Genomic DNA, 21,830 nt, shown 5'->3' with positions numbered 1-21,830 from the left:
GGCCGCAGGACGTCCACCCACCGATGTCCCGGGTGTTCCGGGCCGCCGACCGGCAAGGCCGTGACATGCGCCGGGGGCGCTGCCCGTAGTCTCACCCGGTCGCCCGGCACACCGCCGGCGCGCCCACCGCGGCTCCGGCCGCCGTGCCACGGGAGCTTGCTGCGTTGACCGACCACACCAGCCTCGACCGGGAGATCGCCGTCGAGCAGCGGCAGCTTGACCGGGTGTACGCCCGGCTGGCCGAGCTGCGCCGGGCGGCGGCCCGCGCGGAGCGCGACGGGTACCGGCTGGCCCGGGTCGGCACCTTCGGCGCGCTTGTCGAACGGGACGCGATGGTGTTCCACGCCGCGCAGCGCCGGCACCTGCTCGACGCCGAGCACGAGGGGCTGGTCTTCGGCCGGCTGGACCTGCGCGAGGGCCAGACGCTGTACGTCGGGCGGCTCGGCGTCCGCGACGAGAACGCCGAGACGCTGGTGGTGGACTGGCGGGCCCCGGCGGCCGAGCCGTTCTACCGGGCCACCCCGGCGGCTCCGCTGGGCGTGATCCGGCGGCGGACGATCCAGTCGTCGGACGAGCGGGTCACCCGGATCGAGGACGACCTGCTCGACCCGTCCGCCGCCCCGGCGGAGATGACCGTGGTGGGCGACGGCGCGCTGCTGGCCAGCCTGTCGAAGGCGACCGGGCGCGGGATGCGGGACATCGTCGCCACCATCCAGCGCGAGCAGGACGAGGCGATCCGCTCCCCCGGCTCCGGGGTGACCATCGTGTCCGGCGGCCCCGGCACCGGCAAGACGGCGGTCGCCCTGCACCGGGCCGCGTACCTGCTCTACTCCGACCGCAACCGGTACGCCGGCGGCGGCATCCTGGTGGTCGGCCCCTCCTCGGTCTTCGTCGAGTACGTCGCGTCGGTCCTGCCGTCGCTGGGCGAGGAGAGCGCCACCCTGCGCTCGCTGGGCACGCTCTTCACCGGTCTGACCTCGACCCGGACCGACCCGCCGGACGTGGCGGCGGTCAAGGGGTCGCTGCGGATGCGCCGGGTGCTGGAACGGGCCGCCCGGGACGCGGTGCCGGACGGCCCGACCGAGCTGCGCCTGCTCTACCGGGGCGAGCTGCTCCGGTTGACCCGGGCGGAGCTGGACGCCATCCGGGACCGGGCGCTGCCCCGGGGCGCCCGCCGCAACGAGGTGCGCCGGGCCGGGTTCGACGGGATCTTCGCCGCGCTCTGGGCGCAGGCCCGCAAGCTGCGCGTCGGCCGACTGCCGGAGCAGCGGGCCTTCGAGGACGAGATCGCCGAGCGGCCGGAGTTCCGGGAGTTCCTCAAGGCCTGGTGGCCCCGCCTGCACCCGAGGCACGTGCTCGGCTGGCTGGCCCGGCCGGAGCGGCTACGCGGGTACGCGGGTGGGATCTTCTCCCGCGCGGAGATCCGGCTGCTCGACGCGGCCTGGCGCACCCTGGACACCGAGGGCCTGACCATCGCCGACATCGCCCTGCTGGACGAGCTGGACGCGCTGCTGGGCAAGCCGGTGCAGCCGGCCCGGCGCACGCGGGACCCGTACACGCTGGCCGGTGGGGTCCGCGAGCTGAGCACCCACGCCGACCGGCAGCGCGCCGCCCGGGCGGCGGCCCGGCAACGGCCGGAGGACTACCGGGAGTACGCCCACGTGGTGGTCGACGAGGCACAGGACGTCTCGCCGATGCAGTGGCGGATGATCGGCCGCCGGGGCCGGCTGGCGTCCTGGACGGTGGTCGGCGACCCCGCCCAGACGGCCTGGACGGGTGACCAGGCGGAGCTGTCCCGGGCCCGGGACCAGGCGTTGGGCCGGCGCAGGCAGCACCGGTTCACGTTGACCACCAACTACCGCAACCCGGCGGAGATCTTCGCGGTGGCGGCGGCGGAGATCCGCCGGGTCGACCCGGACCTGCCCCTGCCCACCGCCGTGCGCTCCACCGGGGTGGAGCCGGTGCGCCAGGTGGTGCCGGCGGCGGAGCTGGCGGCGGCGACCGTCGCGGCGGCGGAGGCGCTGCTGGCCGAGGTGCCGGGGACGGTCGGGGTGATCACGCCGGTGCCGCGCCGCGACGAGGTGGCCGGCTGGCTGGGCGAGCGGGGCGGGACCCGGCTCCAGGTGGTGACCAGCCTCCAGGCCAAGGGCATGGAGTACGACGGGGTGGTGCTGGTCGCGCCGGGCGAGATCCGGGCCGATCCGGGCTCCGGCGTCCGCACCCTGTACGTCGCGCTCTCCCGGGCCACCCAGCGCCTGATCACGCTCGACATCACCGGCTGAGCCACCGGCCCCGGCCCGCCCCGCGACCCGCCGGCCCGCCCGCCGACGGCCCACCTACCCACCCGCCCGCCGACGGCTCATCCACCGGCCGGTCCGAGCCCGCCGGCCCGCCGGGTGACCGGCGGGCTGACCGGCCGTGTCCCGGCGGGCTCGGCCCGGCGGGTCCGGTGGTCTGATCCGCCGTGTCGCACCCGGGCCGACCTGTCACCCATCGCTCACCGGCCGAATACCGACAGTTTACTTGCACACATAGCGATGTGAGCATATGTTGGACCGGGTCCGGACGACAGGCGGAGGGTGTGGACGTGGGCGCAGGGCATGATCACCAGGCCACGGTGGCGAACGCCGCACACCGGCACCGGGGGCGACTCTGGGCCGCGCTGGTCATCCTGGCCGCTTTCACGGTTGTGCAGACCGTGGGCGCCTTCGGCACCGGATCGCTGGCGCTGCTCTCCGACGCCGGGCACATGTTCACCGACGTCCTCGGCATCGGGCTGGCGCTGGCCGCGATCACCGCCACCCGCCGGGCCACCGCCGACCCGCAGCGCACCTTCGGCCTCTACCGCCTGGAGGTGCTCGCCGCCCTCGCCAACGCGCTGCTGCTCAGCGGGGTCGCGGTCTACGTGCTGATCGAGGCGGTCCGCCGGCTCGGCGAGCCACCGGAGGTGCTCACCGGCCCGATGCTCGTCGTGGCGCTGCTCGGCCTCTTCGCCAACGTGGTCGCCTTCGCGCTGCTGCGCAAGGGCGCCGAGGAGAGCATCAACCTGCGCGGCGCGTACCTGGAGGTCCTCGCCGACCTGCTCGGCTCGCTCGGCGTGATCGCCGCCGCGCTGGTGATCATGGTCACCGGCTGGTGGTGGGCCGACCCGCTGGTGGCGGTCGCCATCGGCGCCTTCATCCTCCCCCGGACCTGGCGGCTGGCCCGCGCCGCGCTGCGGATCCTGGTCCAGGCCGCCCCGGAGCACCTCCAGGTGACCGAGGTGCACGACCGACTCTCCGCCGTCCCCGGCGTGGCCGAGGTGCACGACCTGCACCTGTGGACCCTCACCTCGGGCATGGAGGTCGCCTCGGCGCACCTGACCACCACCCCCGGCGCCGAGGTCGGCACGGTCCTCGCCGCCGCCCGGACGGCCCTGCGCGAGGACTTCCACATCGAGCACGCCACGTTGCAGATCGAGCCCGGAGCGTCACCGGGGGCGTGCGGGGCGGTTGGTTGGTAATTAGCGCACCCTTAAATCTGGGCGTGTATTGTCCGGTTCATGCCGAGTTAACTGGTGTCCCTCCGGACGTCAGCGGTCACGGTGACTGCAGTAGTCACACCCGCACCGGTAGGCTCGGTCCCGGCCTCCGCCAGGCGGCGCCCACCGGCGCCTGCGGTGGCCGTCGCCTAATCGCCACGGTGGCGAGCCGGGGAACCACGTCCGTGGGGTGCATCCGCGTCAGCGCGGTAGGGATCTTCCGTCCCGAACCCGTCAGCTAACCCGGTCGGCGGCTGACGGAAGGACATGTCTTGGCAGTAGTGGCATCACCGCGACGTATCACCGCCCGGCTGGCGGCCGTGCTCGTCACCGCGCTCGCCGTCGGCACCGCCATCGCGCCGGTCACGCCGGCGTCCGCCGCCACCCGGGCCGGCCTGCTGGCCGCGCCGGACGACGACCCCGAGGGCGGCACCCCGGCCCTGCGCAACCAGCTCGAAGCGGCCAGCAAGGGTTGGCTCGACGCGAAGGCCAAGCTGGAGAAGTCGGCCAAGCGGCAGCAGGACCTCACCAGCCAGCTCAAGACCCTGGAGGCCGACCTGGCGGTCCGCACCGGCAAGGTCGGTGAGATCGCCCAGGTGGCGTACCGCACCGGCCGGCTCGGCGCGGCGAACGCCCTGCTCAACGCGAACTCGCCCGAGGGCTTCCTGGACCGCGCCGCCGCGCTCGACCAGGTCGCCGCCAGCGAGGAGCGGGAGCTGCGCAAGCTGCGCGAGACCCGCGACTCGTCCGCCCGCACCAAGCTCGCCCTCGACGGCGAGGTCCGCGAGCAGCGCAAGCAGGTCGCGACCATGGCCAAGCGCAAGGAGCAGGCCGAACAGGCCCTGGAGGCGTCCATCGCGCGGGATGCCCGCGAGGCGGAGGAGCGTCGCCGGCAGCAGGCGCAGCAACGCAGCAACGCCGGGTCCAGCGGGTCCAGCGGGCCGGGCGGGACGAGCACCAAGACCGCCAAGGCCGCGCCGCGCAACTCCGACGGCTCCTGGCCGCGCGAGTCGTGCAGCGTCAACGACCCGACCCCGGCCAACGGCTGCATCACCCCCCGCACGCTGCACGCGCTCAACCAGGCCAAGGCGGCCGGCTTCACCCGGTACGTCTCCTGCTACCGGCCGGGGGGCTCCGGTGAGCACCCCAAGGGCCGGGCCTGCGACTTCGCGGCGCAGAAGAACGGCTTCGGCGGCGACGCCACCGGCGGGGACCGGACGTACGGCAACAACCTGGCGGCGTACTACGTCCGCAACGCCGACCGGCTCGCCGTGCTGTACGTGATCTGGTACCGGCAGATCTGGCTGCCCAGCAGCGGCTGGAAGGCGTACAGCGGGGCGAAGGGTGACCCGTCCAGCGACCACACCAACCACGTGCACCTGTCGGTCTACTGACCGTACGCCGACCGCCCGGTGCCCGCCGTCACGGCGGGCACCGGGCGTTTTCGTCCGCGCCGGACCGTGCCCGCGACGCCGTACCGGGGGTTATCAGGTGAGCGACCCGGCGTGGAGGACGAGAGGTGGTCACGATGGACGGGCACGTGATGGTCTTCGCCCCGACCCCGCTGCTGACGGTCACCGTCGACCAGCCCGGTGACGAACCGGAACTGCACCTGCACCCCGGCGGGCAGGGGGTCTGGCAGGCCCGGATGATCTCCTCCCTCGGCGTGCCGGTGGTGCTCTGCGCCAGCATCGGCGGCGAGATCGGCCAGGTGCTGGAGCCGCTGCTGAGCAGCGAGGGGGTGGACCTGCGCACGGTACGCCGGCACTCCACCAACGGCGGGTACGTGCACGACCGCCGCGACGGCGTCCGGCACGAGGTCGTCGACGTACCCGGCCACGCGCTCACCCGCCACGAGCTGGACGAGCTGTACAACCTGGCGCTCGGCGAGGGGCTGCGCGCCCCGGTCAGCGTGCTCAGCGGCCCCAACCAGCCGTCCCTCGTGCCGCCGGAGGTGTACCGGCGGTTCGCCGCCGATCTGGGCGACAACGGCAGCCGGGTGGTGGTCGACCTCTCCGGGGAGCACCTCACCGCCGTCCTGGACAGCGGGGTCTTCTTCTGCAAGATCAGCCATGAGGAGCTGCTCCGCGACGGGCTGGCCCGCGACGACAGTACCGAGGAGCTGACCGGCGTGCTCTACGACCTGCACCACGCCGGCGCCCAGACGGTGCTGGTCAGCCGGGCCGACGAGCCGGCGCTGGCCCTGGTCGACGGGGAGGTGTTCGAGGTGGAGATGCCCCGCCTCCAGGCCGCCGACCCGCGCGGTGCGGGCGACTCGATGACCGCCGGGGTGGCGGCGGTGGTGGCCGTCGGCGGGGACATCCGGACCGCGATCCGCACCGGCGCGGCGGCCGGCGCGTTGAACGTCACCCGGCACGGGCTGGGCACCGGCCGGCTCGACTCGATCACCGGCCTGGTGGACCGGGTCCGCCTCGTCCCGGCCGGCTCCCGGCCGCAGGAGCGGACCACCCCGGACGACCTGGCCCACCGGGTGGTCGAGCGATGACGCTACGGGTACTGGTCACCAACGACGACGGCATCGCCGCCCCGGGCCTGGCCGAACTGGCCCGCGCGGCGGTGGACCGGGGGCTGGACGTGGTGGTGGCCGCGCCCCGGGAGGAGGCGAGCGGCAGCAGCGCCGCGATGACCGCCGTCGAGGAGGACGGCCAGGTCGTGGTCCACCACCAGAGCCTGCCGGACCTGCCCGGGGTGCCGGCGTTCGCGGTCGGCGGCTCCCCCGGCTTCATCACGCTGATCGCCCTGCACGGCGCGTTCGGGCCGGCGCCGGGCCTGGTGCTCGCCGGGATCAACCGGGGCGCGAACGCGGGCCGCGCGGTGCTGCACTCCGGCACAGTCGGCGCGGCGTTCACCGCCGCCGCCAACGGCTGCCGCGCCCTGGCCGTCTCCCTCGACGTGCTCTCGGCCGCCGACGCCACCGCCGGCAGCGGCGGGGCCGCGGTGGCCGCCGCCGCCCTGGTCCGGGACGCCGACCGGCACTGGGCGACGGCCGCCCGGGTGGCGCTGGACCTGCTGCCCCGGCTGACCGCCGCGCCGGTGGAGAGCGTGCTCAACGTCAACGTGCCGGACCTGCCACCCGACCGGCTGCGTGGGGTACGCCGGGGCGCGCTGTCCGCCTTCGGGCAGGTGCAGATGACGGTGGCGGAGGCCGGGCACGGCTTCGTCCGCACCTCGCTGGAGGAGCCGGGGCAGGCCGTGCAGCCCGGGAGCGACCTGGCCCTGCTCGCCGAGGGGTACGCCTCGGTCACCGCGATCCGTGCCGTCACCGAGGTGACCGACGTCGACCTGTGAACGCCCGCGCCGGTTCTCCGGTGTCCCGGGTCACCGTCGCGCCGGACGCTCAGGCGCCGGGCAGGACCTCCGGGGTGGGCGTGCCGGCGTAGTAGGGCTCCGGAGCCCCGAAGAGGCCGAGCAGCCCGGTGACCCAGAGTTGCCGGTGCACGAACCGGCTCGGCTCGGTGACGACGAGCTTGACGCCGCTCACCTCGGCGGTCTGGAAGCCGGCGACCATGGCGCTGATGCCGACGGAGTCGATGAAGGTGACGAGCCGCATGTTGAGCTCGATACGGGCGGGACGGCCCTTGGCGAGCACTTCCGTGATCGCCTCGCGCACCTCGTACGCGGTGTCCACGTCGATCTCACCCCGAGGGGCGATCTCGATGACACCACCGGAAAGAACCGACTTCACGATCGACAGGCTCACGCGAGCACCTCCACTCGCCCGTTGTCGGGCGCCTCATCAGTACGCGGGCCGCGACCGAGAGTATTCCTCCCACGGCCTCGGTCGCCACCCCTCGGGATGAGCAATTTGCGGATCGGGCACGGCATTCCGCCCTTGTCCGCACTTTTCGTCTTCTTGTCCACTGATCGGCTTCTTGTCCAACGATCGACCCCGGGTCGACGCGTCGCCGAACCAGAGTAACGGTCGACGCGACCGAGCGCCCACACCACCGTCACCGGCGTGGCCCCGCGCCGCACCGACCCCCGCGTCGTCGCACCGACCACGACCCACCGGCCGGGCGGTACGCACCCCCCGGGGCAGGCGGTCGCGGAGGGTGAAACCCCACAGTACGTGCCGCGCGACAACATACCCGACCGATGTGAATGTTCGTGGCCGGCGGGTGTCCCGATGCCGACAGGTGTCCGTCATCTCGCCGCCGGGCGCCGGCACCCCCGCACCGTCGGGTGCCCGGTGACCAGGGGATCGACGCCGCGCCCGGGGTGGATCCCCCCGACGGCCGGGGTGGATCGACGGGACAGCCTGGGACGGATTGACCGACCTGCCTAGCATCGGACCGTTCTCACCACCCGAGTCCGAGAGGAAGACCACCATGAGGAGACTCGCCACCCTGGCCGGGGCCGCCGCCGCGCTCGCCCTGATGCTGGCCTGCGCCATCGGCGGCGGCGCGGGGGACGACGACGATGATGACGACGACGAGGACTTCGCGGGCGCCCGGATCGCGGTGGTCGCCACCCGGTGAGCCGGGCCACCGCCCGGCCCGCCGGTGCGGACCCGGCGCCGACGACGGGTTTGCCGGCCGGCCGGGCTGGGCACTGGCGGGGTACGCGAACCCACGACCGCCGGACTGACGCCGTAATCCGAAGTGGCCCCGGCTTCGGCACCCGAGGAGGTAACCACGATGTTCGGAACCAACCTGCTGGAGCGCCGCAGCAAGCCTGAGCGGATCGCGGACGAGGCCTGGCAGCACCTGGTCTCGGCCGTGAACACCGCCGGGGACAGTGTCCGGGAGGCCGCCCGGTCGGCTCGCCGCAACGGCTCCGGGCTGGCCGACGACGCCACCGACCTGGTCGGATCGGCCGCGGACGAGGCCCGGCAGCGGGCCGTGCGCGCCTTCGACGCGCTCGCCGGCCGGCGGCCGGCGCTGCCCTGGGCGCTGCTGATCGGCGCGGCGCTGGCCGGTGCCGCCATCGGCTGGGCCGCCAGCTCGGCGGCCCGGGTGGCGGCGGCCCGGGACGGCCGGCCCGCCGACGACATCGAGTTCGTCGACGTGGACCGGCCGAACTCCCCGGTCGGCCTGGACAACTGACCCGACGACCCTGCGCCACCCGGCCCCGACCGCGCCCGTCAGCGGTCGGGGCCACGTCATACCCGGCGGGAAAACCCAGCAGCCAGGTCCGCAAGACCCCAGAGTCGTGCTCGGCGTTCCCGCCCCTCCCGTCCCCGGCACGCCCCGCACCGCCGCACGCCGCACCGCCCCACGGGCACGCACGCCGCACGGGGGGCACGGGCGCGCACGCCGCACCGCCGCACGGGGGCCGCGCGTGGCGTTAATAAGGGGCCCTTCCTCTACCGAATGCGTTAACAGGGGGCCCTTCCTTACCGGCGTCGGGTGGGTTAGCCGGTGGCGGGGACGGCGGCGGCGTGGGCGGCGCCGTGCCCGTCCGCGCGGGCGACGATCCGCCCGCCCCGTACCCGGACGGCGGCCTCGGTGGCGTCGCTCACCGCCGGGACGCCGGCCGCCGCGGCCACCGCCCCGGACTCGTCGCAGACCACCCGGACCCGGGGCCAGGCGTCCGGCGGCACCGACCGGCGCAGGCAGGTCCGCAGCTCGACCAGGGTGAGCCGGGCCAGGGGCAGCAGCTCCGCGGCCTGGCCGGTGACCAGGACGGCGGTGACCACGGCGGCCGGCGCCGCCCGGACGGCCTCCTCCACCGCGCCGAGCCGGTGCAGCCCGAGGACGGTGACCACCCCGTCGGCGTCCAGCCGCGCGGGCACCTCCCGGAGCAGGTCGGTGGCGGCCGGTGGGCGCCAGGGGTCGTCGGCCGGCCGGGCCCTCGGCACGTACGGCAGGTGGGGCGGGGCCCAGCGGTCGTCGAGGTCGAGATCCGCCAGGTGCGCGCAGGCGCGTACCACGTCGAAGGGGTCACCGAAGCCGGGTGCGGCGGCGGCCACCTGCCCCGCGCCGTGCAGCAGGGTGAGCGCAGTCTCGGCGGTCCGGACCCGACGGGCCGCCCGCGCCCCGGGCCGGCCGAACGGTTCCAGCGCCAGCCCGAGCAGGACGGCCGACAGCCTCGTCAGCTCCGCGTACGGCACCCGGGTGGCCTCGTCGGCGAGGATCTCCGGCATCAGGTCCCGGCCCAGCCGGGCCCCGTCGGCCTGCTCGTCCACGGCGAGCGGGAGCCGGGACAGCCAGGCGCGGGCGAACTCGGCGAGCACCTCGCCGGCCGTGGCGGTGGCCGGCGGCCGGGGCGGCTCGGGCACCTCCTGCGCGTCGGCGGCGAGCACCGCGAAGTACAGGGCCCGCTTGCCGGGGAAGTTCGAGTAGACCGCGCCCCGGGTCAGCTCGGCCCGCTCGGCGATGTCGTCGATCCGCGCGTCGCGGAAGCCCTGCTCGGTGAAGACCTGCCGGGCCGCCGCCAGCACCCGCGCCCGGTTGCGCTGCTGGAGCTGCGCCCTGGTGAGCCGCGCCATCGTCACCCCTGTTCCGGTGTTGCCCCTCCGCCGCAGTCAAGATATCTTCGCCATCCAGATGATGGCATCATCTGTTTTGCTCATTCGAGATGGAGGCGGCATGGCGGAGGTTCCCGAGATCGAGCTGACCGACCCGGCGGTGCTGAGCGATCCGGTCACCGCGTACCGGCGGGCCCGGGAGCGGTCCCCGGTGGCCCGGCTGGTCACCCCGGGCTTCGGCGCGATGTGGGCGGTGACCCGGCACGCCCCCGCCCGAGCCCTGCTCACCGATCCCCGGTTCGAGCTGCGGGCCGAGAGCTACCTCCGCCCGAGCGTGCCCGAGGCGTACCGGCCGTACCTGCGCACGATGGAGATCGACGGGCCGGAACACGGGCGACTGCGCCGGCTGGTCGCGCCCGCCTTCACCGCCCGGCGGGCCGCCGACCGGCGGACCCGGATCGAGGCGGTGGTGGCGGGCCTGCTCGACCAGGCCGCCCGGCAGGCCACCGAGGGCGTCGTCGACCTGGTCGAGCACCTGGCCCGACCGCTGCCGATGGCGGTGATCTGCGACCTGGTCGGCGTGCCGGAGGCGGACCGGCCGCAGTGGCGGGCCTTCGGCGCCGCGGTGGCCGCCGGCGACGGCCCGACGTTCGTCGCGGCGCTGCCGGCGATCATCGACAGCGCCCGGTCGGTGGTCGCCCAGCGCCGCGACGCGCCCGGCGACGACCTGGTCACCGACCTGATCCGGGTACGCGACGACGACGGTGACCGGCTCTCCGAGACCGAACTGGTCAGCCTCGTCTGGCACCTGGTGCTGGCCGGGCAGACCCCGGCGAACCTGCTCGCCAACGCGGTGGAGACGCTGCTCGCGCACCCGGAGCAGCTCGCCGCGCTGCGCGCGGAGCCCGACCTGATGCCCCGGGCGGTCGAGGAGCTGACCCGGTGGAGCCCACCGCAGATGCTGACCGTCCCCCGCTTCGCCACCGGGGACGTGACGATCGCCGGCGTACCGGTGCCGGCCGGGGAACCGGTCACCGTGGCGATCGTCGCGGCCAACCGCGACCCCGAGGTCTTCCCCGACCCGGACCGGCTGGACCTGGCCCGGGTACCGGACCGGAGCGCCCACCTCGGCTACGGCCACGGGCCGCACTTCTGCCTGGGCGCCGCGCTGGCCCGGGTGCAGACCGAGGTGGCGCTCGCCGCGCTGCTGCGCCGCAGCCCCGACCTGACCCTCGCCCCGGCGGGCGCGCACCGCGCCCCCGACCCCGGAACCTGGCGACTGCTCACCCTCCCCGTCCAGCTCTGAGGTGCAAGGAGGGGCCCCTTGTTAACACACGTGTGTTAACAAGGGGCCCCTCCTTGCACGCTAGCGGGGGGTGCAGGTGGGGGTGGGTGCCCCGTTGCTGCCGGTCCAGCTCGCGAGGAAACCGACGGTGGTGCTCGCCCCGGCGCCGAGCGCGCCGTTCCAGCCCGCGTCGCGGACCGTGACGGCGGCCCCGGTCTGGGTGTGCGTACCACCCCAGAGCTGGTTGATCTGCTGCCCGTTCGGGAAGGACCAGGTCACCGTCCAGCCGGCGACGGGCGTGCTGCCGCTGTTGCGGACCACCACCTCACCCTGGAAACCCCCGGTCCAGGAGCCGGTCACCCGGTAGGTGGCGGCACACCCGGTGCCCACCGGCGGGGTCGTCGGCGGAGTGGTGGGCGGCGTGGTCGGTGGGGTCGTCGGCGGAGTGGTGGGCGGGGTCGTCGGTGGCGTGGTGGGCGGGGTCGTGGGGGGGTGGTCGGCGGGGTGGTGGGGCCGCCCTGCCGGTCGGCGACCAGGATGCCCCGGCCGTTGGTGCCCAGGTAGACCCGGCCGTAGACCCGGGGGTCGCCGGTCAGCGCCTCGCCCGCGTTGCCGTACTGGTGCTGGTCGTCGTTGATCCGCACCCAGCTCGCCCCGACGGTGTCCGAACGGTAGACGCCGTGCTGGCCGTCCACGGTGCCGAAGAGGAACAGCGCCGGGTGCGTCTGCCCCGGAGCCGCCTTGCCGAAGCCCACGTTGTACCCGTGGCTGACCGTGCTGATCTTGGTGAAGCTGGCCCCGGAGTTGGTGGACCGCCACAGCCCACCCGGGCCGGCCAGCCACAGGTGACCCTCCTGGCCGGGCAGCGCCTTGAACTTGACGTCGGTGGTGGGCAGCCCGGTCGCCGCCGAGGCGGTGAAGCTGGCCCCGCCGTTGGTGCTGACGTAGAGCGTGCCGCCCGAGAAGGCGTAGAACGTGTTCGGGTTGACCCGGTCGGACTCGATGGTCGCGTTCGCCGGCACCCCGGTGGACGCGGTCCACGAGGTGCCGAAGCCGACCGAGTGGACCACCCGCTGGCCGGCGTCCCCCGGGGCCCAGACGAACCGGCTGCCGTCGGCCGCCGCGGCGACCGTACCGCCGCTGTTGATCCCCGAGGGCTCGCTGCCCTGGAACCAGTTCGACCCGCCGTCGGTGGAGAAGGCGACGTGGCTGTCGTTGGGGCGGTCGGCGTCGGTGAAGTTGCCGGCCCGGACCATCACCGACGGGTTCGCCTCGGCGTAGTCCAGGCTGGTGCTGCTGGTGAAGACCGGCTGGGTGAACATCTTCGCCGGCACCGCGTCGAGGTTGTCGTGACGGAAGCCGCCGATGTCACCGAGCGCGCTGACCAGCGGCGCCCCGGACGGGGGGCTGACCAGGTCGAGCACGGCGGTCTCCTCCAGCCCCTTCACCATCGGCGTGATGGTGAGCTGGCCACCGGTGTCCCACTTCGTCAGGTCGGTGCTGCCGTAGATGGTCGCGCCGGTGCCGTACAGGAACCGGTCGGAGTCGTGCGGGTCGATCTCCACCGACTCGTTCATCCAGCCCAGCTTCGGGGTCTCCTCCGGCGGCTGCGGGTTGGCCCCGAAGGTCAGCCACGGCACCGAGGAGATGTCCATCGTGTACTTCTTGACCCGCTCGGGGTAGCTGCCCCAGTCCCAGATCCGGCTCCAGGTCGCGCCGCCGTCGGTGGTCCGCCAGAAGATCGCGTCCGGCCACCAGGAGATCTGGGTGGCCACGATCAGCGTGTTCGGGTTCTGCCGGTCGATGGTCAGGCCGGAGTAGCCGAAGTACGTGTCGGCGCTGCTGGACGGCATCGGGCTGATCTGCGTCCAGGTGCCGGTGGCGCGGGTGAACTTCCACACGTCACCCTTGGCCCCGTCGTACGGGCCGCCGGTGTCGCTGGTGGCGATGTAGAGGTGACCGCCGACGTGGTCGACGACGCCCTTCTTCGCCAGGTACCCGGTGGGCTGACCGGGGATCCGCTCCCAGGTGGTACCGCCGTTGGTGCTGCGGTACACCGGGTTCTGCTTGTCGGCCACCCCGACGTAGATGGTCTGCGTGGTGTTCCCCGCCGTACCCGTGCTCTTGTCGAAGCTCACCCAGGTCAGGCCCTGGTTCTGGCTCTGGTAGCCGCTGCTGTCGTTCGGGTCGGCGACGTAGTTGCCGACGTTGGGGAAGTTCGTCACCTTCGCCCAGGTCACCCCGGAGTCGGTGCTGCGCCACAGGCCGTTGCCGCCCTCGGCGGCGAAGTAGACGGTGCTGTTGCGGTTGGGGTCCACGGCGAGCCGCTCCCCCATGCCCCGGCCGGGCATGTTGCCGCCGACCTTGAACGGCAGCTCGGTGGCCTGCCAGGTGGCGCCCTTGTTGGTGGAGCGCAGGATCGCCCCGTTGTTCGGGTCCCAGTCGTTGGTGTACATGCCGACGGCGGCGTACACGCGGCTGGTCTGCACCGGGTCGGTGGCGACGCTCAGCACGCCGTTCCAGCCCCACTTGTCGTAGCCCACCCAGTCCAGCAGCGGCGTCCACGACTGGGCGGCCTGCTCCCAGCGGTACAACCCGCCGATGTCGGTGCGGGCGTAGATCAGGTTCTTCTCGGTGGGGTTGAAGACGATGCCGGGAACGAAGCCACCGCCGTCGATCCGGACGTTCTTCCAGGTGTACGGCTCCGACGCGGCGGCGACGGCCGGCGCGACGGGAGCCACGGTGAGCTGTACGGCCACGATCGCCGTGGCCGCGGCCAGCGCGGATACGACCGCGCCGGCGAGACTTCTCCGCATCTGCGGTTCCTCTCGGATGTGCCCGTGGGGGAGGACGGGACGGCACGCGACGCCGACGGTCGGCAAACGACCGTGCCCGGAGCGACATCGAGGGTCGTGCGGTGTGCGGGGAGGCTGCCCTGGCATCCCCGCCGGCATGCTGGCTCCCGCTGCCGAGGAAGGAAATCACCCTAACCGATGAGTTCAGGCCATGTGAAGCGCTTCGACAGTCGACGGAGCCGAGGGCCCGCCCCGGTCGGGCCCGGGACCGGGACGGGCTCAGTCCAGGTGGTACACCACCCCGTCGGGGTGATCCTCGCGGTGCACGCCGGGCGCGGTGACCGGGCGTTGCGCCACGTCCTGCCACGGGGTGCCGACCACGTACCCGTGCAGCACCACCACCGTGCGCACCCCCGCCGCCCGCAACTCGGCCACCGCGGCCGGGTCCGGGAACGACACGCTCGCCGCGCGGAGCCGGTCCTGGCTGGGCGGGACGAACGAGGCCCCGCCGTTGACCAGGCGCGGGAACCCGTCGGTCGACCAGAGCATGACGTGGTACTCCCGGGTGCCCTCGCTGGGCAGCACCAGCGCCGGGCCGGTCAGCCCGCGCAGCACCGCCGGCTGCGCCGGCACCTCGGCGTGCGGGGTCCGGTTCACCCCCTCGACCAGCACCAGCAGCAGCGGGACGAGCAGCGCCAGCCGCGCCGGGCGCCGCCACCACGGGGCCGGCTGCGGATCGGTCTCCCGTACCGTCAGCGCCCCGGCGGCCAGGACCCCGAGCAGCAGCGTCGTCCAGATCACCAGCCGCCCCGGGGTCCGGATACCGTCCCAGCCGGGCGCGTGCTCGACCAACGTCACGTACCCGGGCTTGCCGTCGCCGAAGAGCGTGGTCCCCGAGGCCAGCGCCACGCTCACCACCACCCCGGCGGCCAGCGCCAGCCGGTACCGGACCGGCCAGGCGGAGAGGAACAGCCCGGCGGCGGCCAGCCCGACCAGCACCACCCCGGGCAACAGGGTCATCTCCCCGGCGAAGCCCAACTGCTCCCGGGCCACCGCGTGCCGCTCCCCCCACAGCCACGACTCGGGCGGGGCGGTGAGGAACCCGCGCAGCGGCGGGGAGAACATCGCGATCTGCTCGATGGTGCGCCGGCCCGACGGGTGCCGCGCCACCACCTCGAAGTAGGGCGCCGCCATCAGCAGGGTCACCGCGCCGAACGCCAGGCCACCCCCCAGGTCGGCCAGGAGCAGCCGGCGCGGGACCACCGGCCAGGTCTTTCGGCGTACCCGGGACAGCCCGTAGCCGGCCGCCGCGCCGAGGCAGAGCAGCGCCAGCGCGTACACGAACGGCAGGCCGATGCCGAAGCCGAGGCTGACCTGCCAGGCGGCGACCAGCCACCCGGCCACCGCCCAGCCCGGCCGGGCCCGCTCCGGCCGGTACCCGTCCCGCAGCGACCAGCCGTGCCCCCGGGCCAGCATGGCCAGCGCGAGGGCGATCCCGCCCATGCTGAGCACGTGCAGGTGCCCGGCCTGGGCCAGCTTCCACGGCGCGTACGCGAACGACGCCCCGGCCACCGCCGCCCCGGCCCGGCCCGCGCCCAACTGCCGCGACAGCGCGTACGCCCCGACGAAGGCCAGCGCGTGCACCAGCACGTAGAGCAGGTTGTACCGGACGACGGCGGCCTCCGGACCGGAGCCGACCATCCCGAACAGGGCGTACCCGAGCAGCGTGTCCGAGTACGCGTAGGTGTACGGCTCGGGGAAGAACGTGTTCGAGTGCCAGAGCTGCCACGGCTGGGTCAGCAGGGCGTGCCCGCCCCAGCCGATCTGCCAGGCCTGCAGGGTCGGATCACCGGTGTCCTGCGGGATCGTGGTGGCCGGATGGCGCATGGTGGGCCAGGTCAGCAGCACCGCCAAGGCGATACTGCCGAGCACCACGAGGGTCCACTCGTGCCGCACGAGGCGGACCAGGGCGCCCCCACGGGCCGCCCACCCCACCGGCCGCCGCCCGACCGGCGCCGACGTCGCCCCGGCGGGGGCCGCCGGCGCATCCGCCGGGGCCGGTGCCGCCTCGCCCGGAACCGGCCTCGCGCCGGCCGGGGCCGGTTCCGCGTCGGCCGGGGCCGGTGTCGCGTCGGCTGCGGCATCGGCCGACGTCGTGGCGGACACGGAGGTATCCGGCGTGTCCGCCACCGGTTCCTGCTGCTGGGTACCCATCATCCACCCTCGTCACCGACTGTCGTCGACCGGTAGCCGGGCCATGATGACCTATCGAAGGCGGTGATGTCACTCCCGTCCCACCGCCGGCCGCCGGCCCACCCGGAGCGGGTGAGCTGACCTCACCCGCTCCGGGGAACGCTGCGCCCATGGCCACACCGTTGCAGGTCGAACCCCGGCTGCGTGCGCCGGTCACCGGCGAGGACCACGTCCGGGGCCCGCAGGACGCCCCGGTCACCCTGATCCAGTACGGCGACTTCCAGTGCCCGTTCTGCGGTGCGGCGTACCACAACCTCACCGATCTGCTCGGGCAGCGCGGTGAGACGGTCCGACTGGTGTACCGACACTTCCCGGTCGTCAACATCCACCCGTACGCCGAGCACGCCGCCGAGGTGGCCGAGGCCGCCGCCCGGCGGGACCGGTTCTGGCCGATGCACGACTGGCTCTTCGAGCACCAGGACCAACTGGACCCGGTGCACCTGTCGCTCGGCGTGGAGCAGCTCGGCCTGCCGGTCGACGAGGTGGACGCGGAGGTCACCGGGCACGCCCACGCCGACCGGGTCCGGCGGGACTTCGTCGGCGGGATCCGCAGCGGCGTCTCCGCCGTGCCGGCCCTGTTCGTCAACGGCGTCCCGTACGACGGCGGCTACGACCTGCCCGACCTGCTCACCGCCGCCGACCGCGCCGCCGAGGTGTAAGGAAGGGCCCCTTGTTAACGCATTCGGTAGTAAAGGGGCCCCTTCCTAACCGCTGAGGCCCGGGTGGCCCAGGTCGCTCAGGGCGGCTCGGGGGCGGCCCGGGTGGCTCAGATCAGGTGCAGGTCGCGGGCCCGGCGGACGGCCTCCCGACGCCGGGTCGCGTCCAGTTTGCGGTAGATGTTGCGGACGTGCGTCTTGACCGTGTTGACCGACACGGAGAGCTCACCGGCGATCTCCACGTTGGACAGGATGCTCTGCAGGTACCGCAGGATGGTCAGCTCCCGTTCGGTGAGCGGCTCGGCCAGCCCCGGCACCGGTTCCGCCGGTGCCCGACCGGCCGGCGCGTCCACCGCCTGGAGCAGGTCGGTGACGGTCGCCCAGTGCGCCGTGCCGCTGTCCAGGTGCCCGGCGAGCAGGTCCCGCACCCCGGGCACGGCCTGGGTGAAGACCCGCCGGTACCCCTGCGGCGCGGCCAGGTCGAGCAGCCGTTCCAGCAGCCGGCCGGCCCGCCGCTCGTCGCCGCCGGCCCGCGCCAGGACGGCGTCCAGCAGCCCGGCGTCGAGGCGTACCGGCAGCGGCAGCCGCTCGGCGTCCGGACCGTCCCAGGCGGGCAGCGCGCGGGCGGCGGCCCGCTGGTCGCCCGCCAGCACCTCCATCCGGGCCAACGCGACCGCCGGCTCCGCCGCCCCGCCCGCCGAGCCGGTCGGAACCGCCGCACCGGCCGGGACGACCCGACCGGGCGGGGCCGGGCCGCTGGACGAGGTGGCGGGTGGCGGGTCGCTCAGCAGGTGCCGGGCCCCGGCCAGGTCGCCCCGGGCGACGAGCAGGTCGGCCTCGGCGGCGAGCAGCCGGTCGGTCAGCTCGCGGGCGGCGGGCAGCGCGGCGACCCGCTGCCGGGCCTCGGTGAGCACCCGGTACGCGGCGGTGAACTCCCCGGCGTCGCGCAGCAGCGGTACCCGGCACAGCGCGACGATCGCGCCGACCGCCGGTTCGTGGGCGGCCGGTCCGGCGAGGGCCAGGTTCGCCTCGACCTCGTCGGGCAGGTCCCGGTGCAGGGCCACCACGGCCAGGGCGAGGTACCCGTGGGCGCAGTCCTCCAGGCAGGCCCAGCCCTGACAGGCCGGCATGGCGAGGACCTCCCGGGCGGCGTGTTCGGCGGCCACCAGGTCACCACCGACCGCGCGGAGCAGGGCGACCCGGCTGGCGCAGACCAGTTCGGTCCGCCCCCGCCCGCCCGCGCGGGCCGCCGCCAGCGCCGGGAGCAGGTGCTCCAGCGCCCCCGTCAGGTCCCCGTCGGCGAGGTCGACCAGCCCGCGCGCCGTCCCGGCCACGGCCCGCCCGTCGACGTCGACGGTGGTGGTGGCCGACGCGGGGGCGGAGAGGTCGGGTTCGCTTCCGGGACGGGTGGGGTCGTCGCCGGGAGGGGTGGCGTCGAGCAGGCGGTCGGCCAGGGCCCGGGTCGCCCGGTGGTCGCCGGCCCGCCGGGCCAGGGTCAGCTCCAGCACGGTGGCCAGCCGCAGGTACCGGGCCCGGTGCGGCGGCGGCAGGCTCCGGGCCAGCTCGGTGGCGGCCCGCAGGTGCCCGCTGGCGGCGGTCGCGTCGGCGGCGGCGGCGCGCTCGACCGCGAGGGCGAGCACGAGGTCCGGGTACCCGTGCCGGGCCTCGGGCGGCGGGGCGGCCGGCGGCGGGGTGGCCGGCAGGTCCCGGTCGTAGGGGATCAGCTCCGGCCAGTCGGTGGCGAGCAGCGCGGCGGCCCGGTCCCACTCCCCCGCCGCCAGCGCGTGCCGCAGCGCGTCGGCCGGGCGTCCGTGCCCGGCGTACCAGCCGGCGGCCCGCCGGTGCAGGTCGCGGACCGCGTCGTCGCCGAGCCCGGCCAGTTCGGCGCGGAGCAGGTCGGCCAGCAGCGGGTGGCAGCGGTACCAGGGCGGGCTGCTGTCGTCGTGACGCAGGAAGCCGCCGTCGCGGGCCAGGACGGCCAGCACCCGGTCGGCGTCGGGGCGGTCGGTCAACGCGCCGGCCAGGTCGGCCCGGACCGCCGCCGTGACGGCGCACCGGCGCAGGGTGTCCCGGTCGGCGGGGTCGAGCCCGTCGAGCAGTTCGGCCCGCAGGTACCCGGCGACGTCGGGATGGTCCCCGCCGAACCGGCGCACCCAGCGGGCCGGGTCGGGCTGGCCGCGTGCCGCCAGGGCGGCGAAGCGCAGCGCGGCCGGCCATCCGCCGGTACGGTCCCGCAGCCGGGGCACGGCCGACGCCGGCAGGTGCGCCCCGTGCGCGACGAGCAGGTCGGCGACCTCGTCGTCGGTGAAGGCGAGCTGATCGGGGCCGATCTCGGTCAGCTCCCCGGCCAGCCGCAGCCGGTGCAGGGCCGCCGGCAGGTCGCCGCGCGCCCCGATCACCAGCCGCAACCGGCCGTCGGCGTACCGGACCAGGAACTCCAGCCCGGCCAGCGCACCCGGCTCGGTGATCCGGTGCAGGTCGTCCAGGATCAGCAGGACCGGAGCCTCGGCGGCGGCGAGCGTCGCGGCCAGGGCTTCGAGCTGCGCGGTCCCCGGGGGCCCCGCCCCACCGGCCGGCACCGGGCCGGACGATGCGCCGGCCAAGTCCGGCAGGGGCGCTCCCCCGGCCGGCACCGGACCGGGCACCGCACCGGCCGGGTCCGGCAGGAAAGCCCCACCGGCGGGCTCCGGGCCGGGCGCTGTGGCGGTCCCGGTGGCCGCGTGCAGGACGCGGGTCAGGTACGCCCAGAACCGGTCCCCGGTGTCGCCGGTCTCCACCGACAGCCAGCCGGGGCCGGCCGGCTCCGGGGCCGCGCGGGCCCAGGAGGCGAGCAGCGTGGTCTTGCCGAAGCCGGCCGGGGCCGAGACCAGGGTGACCGTGCCCGTGCTCCCCTCGTCCAGCCGGGCCAGCAGGCGCGGGCGCACCAGCAGCGGCGCGGGCGGTGGGGGCGGGGTGAGCCGGGACGCCAACAGGGGCGGTGTGCTGTGCTGCTCCTCCGGCATCCGACCCTCCCCAGGGACCCGCGTCGCCCGTGCGGCCAGGCGGGATACCCGCCGGGGCCGGCTTCACCCCTTCGGGGGGAGCCCTCCTCACCCGGGTCCGGCCGATGCTGGGGGCACCCGGGCGAGGCGGAGACCGTCTCGCCCGGCACTGCGACCGGGACGACCGGAGGGCAGGAGGGACGGATGGGACGCAACACCCGTACCGGGATCATGATCGTGGTGGCGGCGAGCGGGGTGGCGGCCGGACGCGCCCTGGTCGGCGCGGGCCGGCGGCACTCCCGCCGGTCGGTCACCGCGACCGGGGCGGGCCGCTGGCAGGTGGTGACGGTGAACCGCCCGCCCGCCGAGGTCCTGCCGGGCGGGCTCTGGCCGGAGCCGCTGCGCCGGCTCGACGGGGCGGTGGAGGTCCAGGTCGGGACGGCGCCGGGGGCGCGCGGCACCGAACTGGCGGCCCGGCTGCGCGCCGACGGCCCACCCCTGCCCGGCCTGGCCGCGCATCTGCTCGGCGACGACCCCGCGCTGCTGGTCCGCCGGGCGTTGCGGCAGGTGAAGCAGCTCGCCGAGACCGGTGAGGTGCTGCGGGCGGACGTCGGACCGCCGGACCGGCCCGGGGACGGCGGGGGCTTCCTCCCGGAGGTGCCGTGATGCGGGCGTTGTGCTGGGTGGGCGGCGACGGGCTGGCGGTCCGCGAGGTGCCGGAGCCCCGGCTGCGCAACACCCAGGACGCCATCGTCCGGGTCTCCCGCAGCGCCACCTGCGGGGCCGACCTGCCGCTGCTGTCGCCCGGCGACGCGGGGCTGGGCGTCGGTGACGTGCTCGGCCACGAGTTCCTCGGCGAGGTGGTCGAGGTGGGCCCGGAGGTCCGCCGGCACCGGGTGGGCGACCGGGTGGTGGTCTGCTCCGTGGTCTCCTGCGGCCGGTGCTGGTACTGCCGGCGCGGGCTCTACTCCTGTTGCGACAACGGCGGCAGCACCGAGCCGATGGTCGCCGAGCCGCCGTGGGGTGAGCCGGCCGGCGGCTGCTACGGGCACCCCCGGTCGGCCGGCGGCTTCGCCGGCAGCCACGCCGAGTACGTCCGGGTGCCGTACGCCGACGTCGGCGCGTTCCCGGTGCCGGACGCGGTCAGTGACGACCGGGCGGTCTTCGCCTCGGACGCGGCACCGACCGGCTGGCTCGGCGCGGACCTCGGCGGGGTGGGACCCGGTGACGTGGTGGCGGTCTGGGGCGCGGGCGCGGTCGGGCAGCTCACCGCGCTGGCCGCGCTGCTGCGCGGTGCGGAGCGGGTGATCGTGGTCGACCGGCACGACGAGCGGCTGCGGATGGCCGAGCGGGACATCGGCGTGGAGACCCTGCACTACGGGCGCACCGACATCCCCGCCGAGCTGCGCGAACGTACCGGCGGGCGGGGGCCGGACGTGTGCGTGGAGGCGGCCGGGGCGGGCGACGGCGGCACCGAGGCGCGCGGGTTCGGGCAACGGCTCCTCGGCGGGGCCCGACCCACCGGTAGCTCCCTCGCGGTCCGCGAGGCGGTGCACGCCTGCCGCAAGGGCGGCACGGTCGCGGTGCTCGGCGCGGGCCCCGGCTTCGTGGACGCGTTCCCGCTCGGCGCGGTGCTGCACAAGGGGCTGACCGTGCGCGGCGCGCGCCAGCACGGGCAGCGGTACATCCCGATGCTGCTCAAGCTGATGGCCCGCGACGAGATCCGGGCCGAACGCCTGGCCACCCACCGGCTGCCGCTGGAGGAGGGGCCCCGGGGCTACGCCCTGTTCCGGGAGCGGGCCGACGGCTGCGTCCGGGTGGTCTTCAGCCCGCAGGAGCGGGCCGGGTGACCGGACCGGACCCGACGCCCCGGCTCACGACCGCCTGACTCCGACGGCCGTCGCCGCGCA

General features: G+C 75.3%; 17 protein-coding genes and 1 riboswitch. Of the genes, 11 read left to right on the top strand and 6 right to left on the bottom strand.

The genetic code is table 11. From position 1 onward, the window contains the following. Positions 1-164 precede the first annotated feature (164 nt). From AWW66_RS08040 to surE, 5 genes are all read left to right on the top strand, one after another. On the top strand, positions 165-2,282 hold the full coding sequence (locus AWW66_RS08040) for a HelD family protein (protein WP_067362033.1): 2,118 nt from the start codon (positions 165-167) through the stop codon (positions 2,280-2,282). Positions 2,283-2,587: 305 nt separating this feature from the next. Next, positions 2,588-3,502, top strand: coding sequence for a cation diffusion facilitator family transporter (locus AWW66_RS08035; protein ID WP_067362104.1), 915 nt, complete (start codon positions 2,588-2,590; stop codon positions 3,500-3,502). A 154-nt stretch (positions 3,503-3,656) separates the two neighbouring features. After that, positions 3,657-3,789, top strand: a riboswitch (cyclic di-AMP (ydaO/yuaA leader). Between the two features lie 3 nt (positions 3,790-3,792). Continuing rightward, positions 3,793-4,914 carry a coiled-coil domain-containing protein gene (locus AWW66_RS08030; protein ID WP_067362030.1) on the top strand — a complete coding sequence of 374 codons (1,122 nt, stop codon included), beginning with the start codon at positions 3,793-3,795 and terminating at the stop codon, positions 4,912-4,914. 134 nt (positions 4,915-5,048) lie between these two features. Continuing rightward, on the top strand, positions 5,049-6,026 hold the full coding sequence (locus tag AWW66_RS08025; protein ID WP_067362101.1) for a PfkB family carbohydrate kinase: 978 nt from the start codon (positions 5,049-5,051) through the stop codon (positions 6,024-6,026). Further along, entirely contained in the window at positions 6,023-6,829 is an 807-nt protein-coding gene (gene surE, locus AWW66_RS08020) for a 5'/3'-nucleotidase SurE (protein ID WP_067362027.1), read from the top strand. Before AWW66_RS08025 ends, surE begins: the two co-directional genes overlap by 4 nt. Before the next feature lie 49 nt (positions 6,830-6,878). On the opposite strand, the gene AWW66_RS08015 is transcribed toward surE, so the two are convergent. After that, on the bottom strand, positions 6,879-7,241 hold the full coding sequence (locus AWW66_RS08015; protein WP_067362024.1) for an STAS domain-containing protein: 363 nt from the start codon (positions 7,239-7,241) through the stop codon (positions 6,879-6,881). Between the two features lie 628 nt (positions 7,242-7,869). On the opposite strand from AWW66_RS08015, the gene AWW66_RS33520 reads away from it, so the two are divergent. Both AWW66_RS33520 and AWW66_RS08010 read left to right on the top strand, forming a co-directional pair. After that, positions 7,870-8,019 carry a hypothetical protein gene (locus tag AWW66_RS33520; protein WP_157527263.1) on the top strand — a complete coding sequence of 50 codons (150 nt, stop codon included), beginning with the start codon at positions 7,870-7,872 and terminating at the stop codon, positions 8,017-8,019. A gap of 159 nt (positions 8,020-8,178) precedes the next feature. Beyond that, positions 8,179-8,586 (top strand): hypothetical protein, encoded by a 408-nt coding sequence (locus AWW66_RS08010; RefSeq protein ID WP_067362021.1) that lies wholly within the window; start codon positions 8,179-8,181, stop codon positions 8,584-8,586. Positions 8,587-8,894: 308 nt separating this feature from the next. Here the strand turns inward: AWW66_RS08010 and AWW66_RS08005 are convergent, their stop codons facing one another. Next, positions 8,895-9,971 carry a TetR/AcrR family transcriptional regulator gene (locus AWW66_RS08005; protein WP_067362097.1) on the bottom strand — a complete coding sequence of 359 codons (1,077 nt, stop codon included), beginning with the start codon at positions 9,969-9,971 and terminating at the stop codon, positions 8,895-8,897. Between the two features lie 100 nt (positions 9,972-10,071). Between AWW66_RS08005 and AWW66_RS08000 the strand changes: the two genes are divergently transcribed. Next, complete coding sequence (locus tag AWW66_RS08000) at positions 10,072-11,256, top strand: cytochrome P450 family protein (RefSeq protein ID WP_067362018.1); 1,185 nt, start codon at positions 10,072-10,074, stop codon at positions 11,254-11,256. Positions 11,257-11,316: 60 nt separating this feature from the next. Here the strand turns inward: AWW66_RS08000 and AWW66_RS35920 are convergent, their stop codons facing one another. The 3 genes from AWW66_RS35920 to AWW66_RS07990 all read right to left on the bottom strand — a co-directional run bounded on the left by AWW66_RS35920 (position 11,317) and on the right by AWW66_RS07990 (position 16,025). After that, positions 11,317-11,625 (bottom strand): cellulose binding domain-containing protein, encoded by a 309-nt coding sequence (locus tag AWW66_RS35920; protein WP_281179572.1) that lies wholly within the window; start codon positions 11,623-11,625, stop codon positions 11,317-11,319. Then, a complete protein-coding gene (locus AWW66_RS07995) occupies positions 11,592-14,051 on the bottom strand; it encodes a WD40/YVTN/BNR-like repeat-containing protein (RefSeq protein WP_281179571.1) in 2,460 nt (819 codons plus the stop codon). The genes AWW66_RS35920 and AWW66_RS07995 overlap by 34 nt, the downstream gene beginning before the upstream one ends. Before the next feature lie 258 nt (positions 14,052-14,309). Beyond that, positions 14,310-16,025 carry a hypothetical protein gene (locus AWW66_RS07990; protein ID WP_245648024.1) on the bottom strand — a complete coding sequence of 572 codons (1,716 nt, stop codon included), beginning with the start codon at positions 16,023-16,025 and terminating at the stop codon, positions 14,310-14,312. A 368-nt stretch (positions 16,026-16,393) separates the two neighbouring features. On the opposite strand from AWW66_RS07990, the gene AWW66_RS07985 reads away from it, so the two are divergent. After that, entirely contained in the window at positions 16,394-16,942 is a 549-nt protein-coding gene (locus AWW66_RS07985; RefSeq protein WP_067362015.1) for a DsbA family protein, read from the top strand. Between the two features lie 107 nt (positions 16,943-17,049). Here the strand turns inward: AWW66_RS07985 and AWW66_RS07980 are convergent, their stop codons facing one another. Next, positions 17,050-19,941: a winged helix-turn-helix domain-containing protein gene (locus AWW66_RS07980; protein WP_083978316.1), complete on the bottom strand. Its 2,892-nt coding sequence runs from the start codon at positions 19,939-19,941 to the stop codon at positions 17,050-17,052. Positions 19,942-20,124: 183 nt separating this feature from the next. Between AWW66_RS07980 and AWW66_RS07975 the strand changes: the two genes are divergently transcribed. Together AWW66_RS07975 and AWW66_RS07970 are read left to right on the top strand one after the other, a co-directional pair. Then, positions 20,125-20,586 (top strand): hypothetical protein, encoded by a 462-nt coding sequence (locus AWW66_RS07975; protein WP_067362009.1) that lies wholly within the window; start codon positions 20,125-20,127, stop codon positions 20,584-20,586. Continuing rightward, positions 20,586-21,770, top strand: a complete 1,185-nt coding sequence (locus AWW66_RS07970; RefSeq protein WP_067362005.1) for a zinc-binding dehydrogenase — start codon at positions 20,586-20,588, stop codon at positions 21,768-21,770. Before AWW66_RS07975 ends, AWW66_RS07970 begins: the two co-directional genes overlap by 1 nt. Positions 21,771-21,830 lie beyond the last annotated feature (60 nt).

It is taken from the genome of Micromonospora rosaria (genome assembly GCF_001567585.1).
Lineage (GTDB): Bacteria > Actinomycetota > Actinomycetes > Mycobacteriales > Micromonosporaceae > Micromonospora > Micromonospora rosaria.
This window is presented reverse-complemented; position numbering and strand designations above follow the sequence as displayed.